Source organism: Mesobacillus stamsii, from assembly GCF_030814065.1.
Classification (GTDB): Bacteria; Bacillota; Bacilli; order Bacillales; family Cytobacillaceae; genus Mesobacillus; species Mesobacillus stamsii.
The window spans coordinates 159686-172582 of the sequence record NZ_JAUSUN010000002.1; the positions used below are offsets into that span (position 1 = coordinate 159686).

The 12897-nt window shown below is 44.7% G+C and carries 11 protein-coding genes; 4 read left to right on the forward strand and 7 right to left on the reverse strand.

Features of this window, described 5'->3' with window-relative positions; genetic code table 11:
- Positions 1 to 98: 98 nt before the first annotated feature.
- The 7 genes from J2S25_RS02250 to J2S25_RS02280 form a co-directional block, all read right to left on the reverse strand.
- Positions 99 to 959 (reverse strand): NAD-dependent epimerase/dehydratase family protein, encoded by an 861-nt coding sequence (locus J2S25_RS02250; RefSeq protein WP_044394118.1) that lies wholly within the window; start codon positions 957 to 959, stop codon positions 99 to 101.
- 276 nt (positions 960 to 1235) lie between these two features.
- On the reverse strand, positions 1236 to 1691 hold the full coding sequence (locus J2S25_RS02255) for an ATPase (RefSeq protein ID WP_241768494.1): 456 nt from the start codon (positions 1689 to 1691) through the stop codon (positions 1236 to 1238).
- A gap of 105 nt (positions 1692 to 1796) precedes the next feature.
- Positions 1797 to 1991 (reverse strand): hypothetical protein, encoded by a 195-nt coding sequence (locus J2S25_RS02260; RefSeq protein ID WP_044394117.1) that lies wholly within the window; start codon positions 1989 to 1991, stop codon positions 1797 to 1799.
- A 362-nt stretch (positions 1992 to 2353) separates the two neighbouring features.
- Positions 2354 to 3730 (reverse strand): L-cystine transporter, encoded by a 1377-nt coding sequence (locus J2S25_RS02265; RefSeq protein ID WP_044394115.1) that lies wholly within the window; start codon positions 3728 to 3730, stop codon positions 2354 to 2356.
- Between the two features lie 543 nt (positions 3731 to 4273).
- Positions 4274 to 5599: a (Fe-S)-binding protein gene (locus J2S25_RS02270; protein WP_044394113.1), complete on the reverse strand. Its 1326-nt coding sequence runs from the start codon at positions 5597 to 5599 to the stop codon at positions 4274 to 4276.
- Positions 5596 to 7008: a glycolate oxidase subunit GlcD gene (gene glcD / locus J2S25_RS02275; protein ID WP_044394111.1), complete on the reverse strand. Its 1413-nt coding sequence runs from the start codon at positions 7006 to 7008 to the stop codon at positions 5596 to 5598. Before glcD ends, J2S25_RS02270 begins: the two co-directional genes overlap by 4 nt.
- A gap of 84 nt (positions 7009 to 7092) precedes the next feature.
- A complete protein-coding gene (locus J2S25_RS02280; RefSeq protein ID WP_044394109.1) occupies positions 7093 to 8787 on the reverse strand; it encodes an L-lactate permease in 1695 nt (564 codons plus the stop codon).
- 275 nt (positions 8788 to 9062) lie between these two features.
- Between J2S25_RS02280 and J2S25_RS02285 the strand changes: the two genes are divergently transcribed.
- From J2S25_RS02285 to J2S25_RS02300, 4 genes are all read left to right on the forward strand, one after another.
- Entirely contained in the window at positions 9063 to 9794 is a 732-nt protein-coding gene (locus J2S25_RS02285; protein ID WP_307191127.1) for a FadR/GntR family transcriptional regulator, read from the forward strand.
- A 182-nt stretch (positions 9795 to 9976) separates the two neighbouring features.
- Complete coding sequence (locus tag J2S25_RS02290; RefSeq protein WP_307191128.1) at positions 9977 to 10693, forward strand: (Fe-S)-binding protein; 717 nt, start codon at positions 9977 to 9979, stop codon at positions 10691 to 10693.
- Positions 10694 to 10713: 20 nt separating this feature from the next.
- Positions 10714 to 12144 (forward strand): LutB/LldF family L-lactate oxidation iron-sulfur protein, encoded by a 1431-nt coding sequence (locus tag J2S25_RS02295; RefSeq protein ID WP_044394104.1) that lies wholly within the window; start codon positions 10714 to 10716, stop codon positions 12142 to 12144.
- The gene (locus tag J2S25_RS02300; RefSeq protein ID WP_307191129.1) at positions 12141 to 12860 is read left to right on the forward strand and encodes a LutC/YkgG family protein; all 720 of its coding nucleotides are present in this window, start codon (positions 12141 to 12143) and stop codon (positions 12858 to 12860) included. The genes J2S25_RS02295 and J2S25_RS02300 overlap by 4 nt, the downstream gene beginning before the upstream one ends.
- Positions 12861 to 12897: the final 37 nt, after the last annotated feature.

Consider the following 12897-nt stretch of genomic DNA (forward strand, 5'->3'; position numbering starts at 1 on the left):
TGATCGTCCTCCCGTTCTTGATTTATTTTGTATGCACTTTCACTGTATATGCTTGTTGGTTGCAAAGTCAACTAAACGACCCTGTCGCCCTAAGTTTTTCAGAGAATGGAGGGAGCGTTTACATATTTTCGCCATGAATGAATCGGCTGCCAGTTTAATAGTTTTTTAGCCTTTTCATTGCTTAACAATGTTTCATAACCATTTAGTGGTTGTTTGAATTCCTTTACTCCTGGATAACACTGCTCCATTAATTCGCGACTTTTCAAATCCATACTTGTATCATCAGCAGCTATATTTAAGGCAACTACACCGAGCCCATCCGTTTCAATTGCTAGACGGTAAACACAGGCTGCATCTCTTGTGTCAATATAACTCCAAAGGATCGATTTCCGTTGGTCCGCATCATGGATGAATTGTGGAAATCGTTCATACATATCAGGGGCAATCACGTTTCCTAATCTTAATGATACAATCTGCATTCCGGTTTTATGATGAAACATTTGAGCAGTCTGCTCGTTGACTACCTTAGATAGGCCGTAACTATCTTGCGGCAGCTGAGGATGTTCTTCGTCGATCGGAACATATTTAGGATCTAACTGATTGACTGCAAAAACTAGACCATAAGAAGACTCGCTGGAAGTAATAACCACTTTTTTTATTCCTAGATTGGCAGATGCTTCTAAAATATTGTAAGTAGACATCACATTGTTATGAAAAGTAACCTCGTTAGGGTGTGAATAAGCGACTGGAATTGCTGCTGTGTGTACCACGGCATCCGCACCTGCTAAGACGCCATACACCTCACCCAAATTGGTTAAATCAGCAATAACCGTTTTGCAGAGATTCTCTTTTGGTTGTTTCGTGTCTACGTTCACTACATTATACCCATGTTCCAGGAACTCCTTAATTACCCAAGGTCCAAGAAGCCCGCTACCACCAGTTACAACGATTTTTTTCATCATAAGCCTCCAATAACTTAATTTTTGAATATTTAGTTGTTTGTATGCACTTTCACTGTATATGCTTGGTTGTTGCAAAGTCAACTGAACAAACTTGGAGGTTTCCTTTTTCCCATAGTCAAGGTGAATATAATAGAGTAAGAGACTGTTTTCTTCGAAGTAGTCTTCCTAGCATCCCTTTTGACTTTTTTCATTGTATATTAGTTAAACTGTTCCAACTATTTGAGTTGATTACTTCCATAGAAAGCATCGTTGCTTTCAATTAATACACTGTAGCTATAATTTCTTGAAATGTTCCACAACAGGTAGCGCCCATTTTGGAAGGTTACATATTTCAAAGGTGATAATGCCATTATTTATCTCTAAAACAATTTCTCCATTCTCTTCACTATTATCAATCAAAATTAGGTTATCAATCATATAAGCATATTCGTAAAGATGTTTGAAAGAAGTAGTATTTCTTCTGATAATATCTTCAGTCGGAATGCCATGACCACCATTTTTGACTCTCATTGCAACTCTTTCAATGTTTTGTTTTACATTACTGAGAGCAACGTAAAACATAGTCACATCATATCCCAAATTCTTTGCTTTTTGCATTTGTCTAATTGCATTTTTTCCAGCAAGGGTTGTCTCAATAGAGAAATCCTTACCTTCTTCAATGTATCTCTTAACTGATTTTACTTTCTGGGATTTCCGAATCCATTCTTCGAGCGATTGCATCTGGATCAATATTTATCTCAACACCTATTTTATCTATTATTAAGTTACGGAAGGTGCTTTTTCCACTTCCGTTATTACCTGCAAACACAAAAAATATTGGTTGGTGTGTATGCATTAAGATTCACCGTCTTTATTAAATGGAACGATTTCTCCGTTTGGAAATTCCTTTACCAATTTTCCGCTTTTTTCATATATGATATATGTGTTGTTAACCTTTGCATCAATTCTAGCTCGATCACCAGTCATCTTTGCCCATTTGCCGACCCAAGCATATTTCCTTTTGGGTTCACTGTTTTGTTCTTCCGGCATATTGAACACCGCCTTTACTAAAAGGATTTTATACATGTTTTGTTGATTAAATTCCACATTGCCATGTCTAAATTATATAATATTTTTCCCGAAAATCCCTAATTACTTGAAAAAGACTATAAGACTTCCTACATGGAAAGGTAAAGAGATGTTTAGCACTTAAATGCTAATTGAAAGAAGAACTTGTTCTATTTCTTTAAACTGAGAGAGAAAAGAGACTTGAGGTAGTTTACTCAATATTCCTCATCTTAACATTCTAGTATCACAAAAAACCCCAGTCACCTGAGGTTCTTCATTCATCAAACGTTTGATGAACTTTTTATTCTATCCGGTTCAAAATATTCCAACTGCCGCGACTTATCTTATTTGTCTTCGCTCGTGTTGTAGGTGTCGATGTCTAGTTGGTTCATGATTTTGCCGGTTATTAGTCCTGTTGTCATGCTTCCACTTACATTCAGAGCTGTTCTTGCCATGTCAATCAGTGGTTCGATGGAAATCAGCAGCCCAACAATGGCAACTGGCAAATTCAGTGTGGATAATACAATCAGGCCTGCGAATATGCCTCCGCCTCCAACGCCCGCAACTCCGAAGGACCCGATGATAACTGCTGCAAGTAATGTGAAAATAAAGGATGGTGTGAATGGATCAATTCCAACTGTTGGGGCAACAATTACCGCAAGCATGGCTGGATAGATTCCAGCACAGCCATTCTGTCCGATAGTCAGCCCAAAAGCGCCTGATAAATCAGCTATCCCTTCTGATACTCCAAGCTTTTCTTTCTGTGTGCTCACATTAAGCGGCAAGGTTCCGGCGCTTGATCTCGATGAAAAGGCGAACGTAAGAACAGGCAGAACCTTTTTCATATAAGTGATAGGATTTAAGCCTACTATTCTAATTAAAAGCATATGGACTAAGAACATGACGAAAATCGCTACATAGGAAGCAACGATAAATTTACCTAAGTTCCAGAAGGCGATTAAATCACTGGTTGCAGCTTTGTTTGCCATTAAGGCAAGGATTCCATATGGTGTTAAGCGCAAAATTAAGGTGACAACCCTCATCACTACGGTAAATACAGCATCAACAATGGAGGCAAATAGTTTCGCTTGTTCCGGTTGTTTTCGACGCACTCCCATGTATGCGATTCCTAATATAGACGAAAAAACAACAATCGAAATAACAGATGTAGGACGCGCACCGGTAAGATCAAAAAATACATTACTCGGTATCATCGACACGATTTTGTCCTGTGTTGACATGCCCTCCAGTGTGCTGATTCTCTCTTCATTTGTTGCTAACGCAGACGATTCTGCCTCCCCTTGCGTAAACTCCATTCCTTCCAGTTGAAATACGCCAGCAGATAAGATCCCTACCAATCCTGAAATCGCTACGGTGAATGCCAGCATACCAATAACTATTCCACCAATTTTCCCGAAGTTTTCGGTAAGCTTAGATTTAGTGAAGGCGGATAAGATCGCAAAGAACACTAATGGCATAACAAGCATTTGCAGGAGGGAAACGAACCCTCGGCCAACCACATTAATCCAATTTGCAGATTCTTTGACAATAGTAGAGGTAGGGCCGTAAGCAAATTGCAGGATCAGTCCAAATACAATACCAACAATTAAAGCAAGAAAAACCCGTTTGTTAAAGGACACATGCTTTTTTTGCATGTAAAATAAGGCGGAAATAATCAACAGAAAGATGGCGATAATAAAAATAATGTGAAACGTCTCCATTTTGATTGCTCCTTCCTTGCTCTAATTATGAATTTTCTTAACGCTGTTCACCCAATTTTCTCAGCCCTTTTATTGTTATAAAAATAGGTATTCTCGAGTTGGATTTGGTTGATCTGTTTCTAAAAAGGAGTGAAAGTATCGTGTATAGGGGCTGAGAGGTGAGCATCAAACAGACTCTGGAGTGCGTTCATTTCGAATTTGAGGATATTCCCCTTTACTGCAAATTGGCTACAAATCCCCTCCAAATCATTTGATTCCCATTGTGAAAAACGTAAAAATATGAATCCAAAATTTGTTTATAGTTAATAATATTTCCTTTTTTCAGAATTGTCAATAATACCAACTCGCGGAAACGTTTCCCATAAACAACCAAAAACCAGGTCAAAATCTTTCTGACCTGGTTTTTGGTATATATAAGCGCCCTTATCCCCTGCATAAGGGTATCTTTCAACCGGAATGGTGCCCTTATGTGAATCGTTTCCCCTGCATAAGGGTATCTTTCAACCGGAATGGTGCCATGCTGCTTCTCTTTCTTTCATCCTTCTATTCCTTAACAGCTTCCAGCAGTATGTCTACGATATGCACGCCTTTCATTTTGCTGGATAAGCCTTCGCGTTCGATTCCGAGCTTCATTTGGAGCAGGCAGCCTGGGTTTGCTGTGACGATTGTTGTTGCTTGAGTGGCTTTGGCGTTTACCATTTTGGAATCAAGCAGCTGCATGGACATTTCGCTTTCCACAATATTGTAGATTCCGGCGGAGCCACAGCAGCGGTCGGCGTTTTGCATTTCTTGGTATTGAGTTCCTTTTATTGCCTGCAGCAGCGTTCGTGGAGCAGATGCCGTTTTCATTACGTTGCGCAGATGGCAGGAGTCCTGATACGTTAAAATCTGGTTAGGCAGCTCTAGCTTGACCTTTTCATGGAAGCCGACCTCCACGAGGATTTGCGAGATATCCTTAATTTTGTCAGCAAAAGCTTGAGCGCGGTCTTTCCATTCCGGATCGTCCTTGAGTAGGTGGTCATAATCGATCAGGAACGCGCCGCAGCCGCCTGCATTTGTGATAATAAAATCGACCCCTGTATCCTCAAATGCTTTAATATTGCGGCGGGCCAATTCCTTGGCACCGTCTTTCTCCCCGCTGTGGCCGTGAAGTGCACCGCAGCACGCCTGTTCCTTCGGGATGACAATTTCACAGCCGGCAAGCTGCAAAAGCTTCATTGTTGCATTGTTTGTTTCAAGAAACATCGTGTCCATCAGGCAGCCGCTGAAGAAGCCGACTTTTTGTTTTTTCACACCAATCGCTTCGAGGTGCTCTGGTCGATTTTTCATTTCCTTCATTGTTGGCATATTTGGCAGAACTTTTTCCATCGTCGCCAGCGAGTCCGGGAAGAGCTTCATGATGCCGGTACCGCGGGCAAGCTTTTGCAGTCCTGACCGCTGATAAAAGCCAAGCAGCCCGGTCAGGCCGCGCATTCTATTCTGATGAGGGAACAGCTCTTTGAATACTGCTTTTCGGACAACCCTGACAGGCATCGAGAATTGCTTGTTCTGGTTCACGATATCCCTTGCTTCTTCCAGTAAATGCCCGTAATTTACTCCGGATGGGCAGACCGGTTCACATGCCCGGCAGCCGAGGCAAAGATCGAGTGACCTTTCAAAATCCTCATCCGGCTCAATCAAGCCATCAACCACTGCCTTCATTAAAGCAATACGACCGCGCGGCGAATGGGATTCCTGATAGCCAGACTCGATATAGGTTGGGCAGGTTGGCAGGCAAAACCCGCAGCGCATGCAGTTCAACAGCTCATCCTGATTCATCTTTTCCTGGAATTTTGTCTGTATTCTCTGCTGTTCTTCAACTGTTGTCATTTTGACACCACCACTCGTTTCCTGCTGTCCTTCGCAAAAATCTTTCCAGGATTCATTATATTGTTCGGGTCAAGCGCATCCTTGACTGCTTTCATGGCAGCGACCCCTTCCTTGCCGAGCTTTAATTCGAGGTATGGGGCTTTCATGACTCCGACCCCGTGTTCCCCTGTAATCGTCCCGCCAAATTCAATGGCTTTTTCAAAAATTTCCTCGAACGCTTTTTCGACTCTTGCCATTTCATCAAGGTTACGGGAGTCGGTCGGGCAGGTAGGATGCAAGTTCCCGTCGCCCGCATGGCCAAATGTACAAATGTTCAAATCGTATTTGGCGGCGATTTCATTAATGGCAGCGACCATTCTCGCAATCTCGGATCTTGGGACCGTCGCATCTTCAAGAATCGTCGTCGGCTTCAATCGAGCCAGTGCAGACAAGGCGCTTCGACGTGCTGTCATCAAGGCTTCCGCCTCTGCGTCCGACTGGGCAATCTGAACGGAAACAGCTTTTTGATCCTTACAAACCTCGGCAATCCGGGCCATATCCCTTTGGACAACTTCCAATGGTCCATCTTGCTCAATCAGCAGGACCGCTTTTACGTCGGTTGGAAGACCGATTTTTGCAAAATCCTCCACTACTCTTAATGTTGGCTGGTCAAGGAATTCCAGCGTTGCCGGGATGATTTTGCTGGCAATGATTTTTGAAACAGATTTTGCAGCGGCCTCCAGATCCTGATAGAGTGCAAGCATTGTCTGCTTCGTTTCAGGAATCGGGATCAGCTTAAGAATGGCCTCGGTAACGATGCACAGCGTCCCTTCTGACCCAACAAACAATCTGGTAAAATCGTACCCTGCCACATCCTTGGCTAGCTTGCCTCCAGTACGGATTATCGCTCCATTAGGCAGAACCGCTTCCAGCCCGATGACATAATCCCTTGTCACTCCGTATTTCAGGCCGCGCAGCCCGCCAGAGTTTTCATTAATATTGCCGCCAATCGTGGAAATTTTCATCGAACCTGGGTCTGGCGGAAAAAACAGCCCCTTCGCTTCCACCGCATTGATCAAATCAAGTGTCACAACACCTGGCTGGACGGTTGCTGTCAGATTTTCTTCATCAATCTCCAGAATCTTATTCAGATGTTTAAAAAGAAGGACAATTCCTCCCTCCGTCGGGCAGGTGCCTGCGGACAAATTGGTGCCTGAACCTCGGGGAACGATCGGAATTTTATGTTCATTGCATAGTTTCACAATCTCCGATATTTCTTGTTTATTCCTCGGACTTACTACGGCATCAGGCATGGACTGAAAGTTTGGTGTTGCATCATAGGAATAAACGAGTCGCCCCGTTTTCGTGTCATCAAAATTTGATGCAGACACAATCGAAATGATTTGAGCTTTTACCGTACTTGAAAGCATGATTTTTCCCCCTTTAATTGTCTCTGGTGAAAGAAATCCAGGCTTCCTATCAATATGACAGAAGCCTGGAAGTATGGATCTATTTTATGGAATCATCCATGATAGAACGCTATTTTGCAAGAATGTGAGAATTCCGACCAGGGTGACCAGGAATAAGCTGTGCTTAATCGTAAAGCGGAACAGCTCCGATTCTTTCCCGGCCAATCCTACTGCAGCACAGGCTACTGCAATCGACTGCGGTGAAATCATTTTGCCCGCCACACCGCCTGACGAGTTAGCCGCAACGGCCAGGACTGGATCCATGCCAATCGAGGTGGCAGTGATTTTTTGCAGATTGCCAAATAGCAGGTTGGCAGATGTATCTGACCCCGTGATGAAAACCCCAAGCCAGCCAAGGAAGGGCGAGAAGAACGGGAAGAAAACGGCTCCTGTTTTTGCCAAGGTCATACCGAGCGTCGTGCTCATTCCGGATGCGTTCGTTACGTATGCGAATCCGACGACAGAAGCGATCGTCAAGACAGGAAATTTCAACTCACTAAGCGTTTCGCCAAACGTCTCTATCCAGTCTCTCCAAGAAATGCCGACGATGAATTTCGAAATGAATGCAGCAATCAGGATTGCCGTACCAGCTGCGCCTAAAATCTCGAGTTTATAGACGGCTGCAATCGGGTCACCAGCTACATTAAAGATTTTGTTATTCAAAAAAGGTACTTCAGGAACAAATGTAAGCGCATGACCAATTGAGTTAATTGCTTTTAAAAGCGCATTACTGCCTTCATAATGTCCTGTTAATGCCAGCTTGATTGCCGGGATACCCCAAACAGAAATAACTGCTGTCAATACTAGGAAGGGAGACCATGCCTTAAAAACCTGTGCTCCCGTGTTCTGTTCCTGCTTTTTCGGACGCATATTTACTGCGGCTGTTGCTGCCAGCTCCTCTTCAGCAGCAAATTTGAAGATGGTTTTTGGCTTCCAGAACTTTAGGAAAACGGCAAGAGCAAATAAGGAAACTAGAGCGGATAAAATATCCGGAAGCTCCGGACCAACGAAGTTTGAAGTCAGATATTGAGTAAGTGCAAAGGAAACGCCGGATACAAGAATCGCTGGCAAGACTTCCAATGCCCGCTTAAATCCAGCCATAATGACAATTAAATAAAACGGAATGAATACGGATAAAAACGGCAGCTGGCGTCCAACCATTTTTGAGATTTCCATTGCTGGAATCCCAGTAGGACCTTCAAGAGCAATGATCGGAATCCCAATCGCACCGAAAGCAACCGGAGCGGTATTCGCAATCAAGCAAAGACCTGCTGCATACAGTGGATTAAATCCCAATCCTACCAACAATGCAGCCGAAATGGCTACTGGAGCGCCAAAGCCGGCAGCACCTTCAAGGAAGGCACCAAATGAGAACGCTACCAAAAGTGCCTGCAAGCGGCGGTCTTCTGTGATCGAAAGGACAGAATTTCTGATAATGTCAAATTGGCCTGTTTTTACTGTCAGCTTATACAAGAACACGGAAGTAATAATGATCCAACCTATTGGCAAAATCCCATAAACCGCTCCCTGTGATGCTGACATCAATGCCATTCCGGCAGGCATTTTATAGGCAACCACTGCCACGACTAAAGCGACGGCAAGAGTTGACAGTCCTGCAACATGCCCCTTCATGCGTTTGACTGCGAGCGCCCAGAAAAAATACAAAATAGGAATCAGTGCGACGATAGCGGATAATGCAAGATTATCTCCTACCGCTGTGAAGTTTTGTGTGAAAGACATACTTTCCCCCCTAACTAATGTTTGTGTTCCCTCAACTGCTTGTCATCCCTTATCGAGTAATCGCTTACATTATGTGATAAGGTCATCTGATGACTAGGTCATTCTGTCATCTAAATTATAAAGTGGAAGTTACAAAGTTTTCAATATCTTTTTTGTAAATTTCGAAAAATATATTTTGCCCCTTGGTGATTTTCGTTTTGCAAGTCGAACAACCTTCCCCTCTCCGCGAAAAATTGTATAATGAGTGGTAAGAGAACAGACATGGGGGCTTTATTTTGCAATATAAAAAAATTAAACCGAAAAAAATATACGAAGAAGTGGCTGAAACGATCCATAACATGATTCGCTTAGGTCAATTGCAGCCAGGCGACAAACTGGATTCCGTACAGCAGCTGGCAGCAAACTTCCAGGTCGGCCGTTCTGCCATTAGGGAAGCACTTACAGCCTTGAGGGCGATGGGGCTGATTGAAATCAGGCAGGGCGAAGGCACCTATGTTAAGGCATTTGAATCGGAGCAAATCAGCTTCCCTTTATCGACTGCGATTCTGATGAATCCAGAGGACACCGCTCATTTGTTGGAAGTTCGCAAAATTCTTGAAGCAGGAACCGTCTTTTCCGCTGCAAAAAAGCGAACCGACATCCAGCTGCAAGCGATGGAAGCTGCGCTGGAAGAAATGAGAATGGCAAACGGAGATGAAGAGCTTGGCGAAAAAGCGGATTTGGAGTTCCACCTCGCAATTGCGGAAAGCTCGCAAAATCCCTTATTGATCAGCCTGATGAATCATGTTTCCGGCTTGATGGGCGAAACGATGAAGGAAACCCGCCGGCTGTGGCTTTATTCCAAACAAACAACTACGGACCGTTTACATGATGAGCACTACGCAATCTACGAGGCCATAAAAGCACAGGACCCAGAAGCTGCCAGACATTTAATGCTCGCCCATATTGAAAATGTCGAGGACATACTTTATAAATACATCAGGCAATCGAAAACAAATTCCCTTTAACATTAGTGCCCCACCGTTCTGGTGAGGCATTTTTTTATTTTTTGAAAAAAATTACTGAAACCCCTTTCATAAAAATATAGATTTATAGTAGTATTAAATTTAATAAGGGGACGTAGATTTTAGGTCATCAGATGACCTGCTGATCAATGCGTCTATCACTCGTCTAGGAAAGAGGTTGAACAATGAAGGTAACTCTTTTTGCAACTTGTTTAGTTGATCTGTTCCAAAGCAGCGCGGGAAAAGCGACAGTGGAGCTGCTCGAACGGCTCGGATGCGAGGTTGATTTTCCAGAATCGCAGGTTTGCTGCGGACAACCGGCGTACAACAGTGGTTACGTGAAGGAAGCCAAAGTGGCGATGAAATCGATGATTGATACTTTTCTAAATGCGGAATATGTAGTGTCGCCTTCAGGCTCGTGCATCACAATGTTCCGCGAATATCCCCATCTTTTTAAGGGGGATCCTGTTTGGGAGCCGAAAGCGAAAAAGCTTGCCGAGAAATCCTATGAGCTTACTCAGTTCATTGTAGATGTTTTAAAAATAGAGGATGTCGGCGCTCGTTTTGAAGGGAAGGTTACCTACCATACCTCCTGCCATATGACCAGGCTTCTTGGGGTAAAAAAAGCGCCTATGATTCTATTAAGCAATGTAAAAGGGCTGGAATTCACTGAGCTTCCTGGCAAGGAACAGTGCTGCGGTTTCGGTGGTACCTTTGCGGTAAAAATGGCGCAAATTTCAGAGCAGATGGTCGATGAAAAAGTCCAGCATGTGGAAGAAACAGGTGCAGAGTATTTAATCGGAGCCGATGCTGCCTGTCTGATGAATATCGGCGGCAGAATCGAGAGACTGGGAAAACCGATCAAAGTGCTGCATATCGCGGAAGTATTGAACAGCCGTTAATTACAAGGAGGGGATTTCTCATGGCAATGAAAATTGGGACGGATCATTTCAAAGAACGTGTGGAACATGGCATTAACGATTCCTTCATGCGCGGTGCCGTTGCCGGTGCCCAAAACAGCATGGGGGTGCGCAGGCAGACGGCTACTGAAGAACTAGGAAACTGGGAAGAGTGGCGTAGTCATGGGGAGGAAATCAGGCAGCATGTTCTTGCAAACCTCGATTATTACCTGGAGCAGCTCAGTGAAAATGTCGCGAAACGCGGAGGGCATGTTTTCTTTGCGCAAACGGCTGAACAGGCAAATGACTATATTAAAGGCGTTGTCACCAAAAAAAATGCGAAAAAAGTCGTGAAGGCAAAGTCCATGGTGACGGAGGAAATCAGCCTTAATAAGACGCTGGAAGAGGCGGGCTGCTCGGTTGTCGAAACCGATCTAGGCGAATACATCCTCCAGGTGGATGACCATGATCCGCCTTCGCATATTGTTGTTCCTGCTTTGCATAAAAACAAGGAGCAGATCAGGGACGTTTTTACCAAAAAGCTTGGTTATCAAAAGACCGAGAAGCCGGAAGAACTTGCATGGCACGCACGCGAAATGCTGCGCCAGGAATACTTGACCGCCGACATCGGCATCACAGGCTGCAATTTCGCGGTTGCAGAAACTGGCTCCTTCAGTCTGGTCACGAATGAAGGGAACGCCGATTTGGTCACTTCCCTGCCGAAAACGCAAATCACAGTAATGGGGATGGAGCGCCTTGTGCCGACCTTCGAAGAGATGGAGGTGCTCGTGAGCCTGCTGACAAGAAGTGCCGTCGGCCAAAAACTAACAAGCTATATCACTGTCCTGACTGGTCCTCGTGAAGAGCATGATGTCGACGGGCCGGAGGAATTTCATCTCGTCATCGTCGATAATGGCCGCTCCAAAATTTTAGGCGGCGAATTTCAATCTGTCCTGCAGTGCATTCGCTGTGCTGCATGCATCAATGTCTGTCCTGTATACCGCCACGTCGGAGGGCATTCTTACGGATCGATCTACTCAGGACCGATCGGCGCGGTCTTGTCGCCGCTGCTTGGCGGATATGATGAGTACAAGGAGCTGCCGTACGCCTCGACTCTTTGCGGAGCATGTACCGATGTATGCCCGGTAAAAATCCCGCTGCATCAGCTTTTGCATAAGCATCGCCAAGTCATTGTCGAACAGGAGGGCAAAGCCCCAATCTCCGAAAAACTTGTCATGAAAGCATACGGACTCGGTGCTGCATCGCCAATGCTGTATAAACTCGGTACAAAAATAGCTCCCGCAGCCATGAACCCTTTTACAGTCGGTGACAGAATCTCGAAGGGGCCAGGCCCACTGAAAGCATGGACCGAAATCAGAGAATTCCCTGCGCCTAATAAAGAAAGATTCAGAGACTGGTTCAAAAACCGGGAAAAAGGAGGCAAAGAATCATGACAGGCACCATCCATAACAGGGAAACATTTTTAAGCCAAATTGCCAGTTCCCTTGGAAGAAGCCGTTTATCGAGCGGCGTCACCGTTCCTGAGTGGAAGCACCGCCCCCAGGACCAGGTTTTACAAGACGCAACTCCAGATGAACTGGTTGACATCCTGAAAACCCAATGCCTCACAATCCATACAAGCCTTGTTATCACTGATGCAAAAAAACTTCCAGAAACGCTTCATGAAGTGGTGGCAAACTACGGAGGCGGTCCTATCGTCACTTGGAAAGACGAACGTTTTTCCAAATGGGGACTCGAACCACTCATGAAAAAGGAATGGCCTTCACAAAAGCTGGAAGTATACGAGTGGGATCACACAAAAGGAGCAGAAAACATCCGCCAAGCGGAAAAAGTAAATGTCGGGATCACCATCAGCGAAATGACCCTTGCCGAATCCGGCACTGTCGTCCTCTTTTCTGATAAAGACAAAGGGCGGACAGTCAGCTTCCTGCCAGCAACCTATATTGCGCTAGTCCCAAAGAGCACCATCGTACCGAGAATCACCCAGGCAGCCCGCAAACTGCGAGAACTGCATCACTCAGGCAAACAAGTCGCCTCATGCGTCAACTTCATCACCGGCCCAAGCAACTCAGCCGATATCGAACTCAACCTCGTCGTCGGCGTCCACGGCCCAGTCAAAGCAACCTATATCGTTATAGACGATCTTTAAAAACCCACCGGGCGGTTTGCCCGGTGGGTTTTTTTGC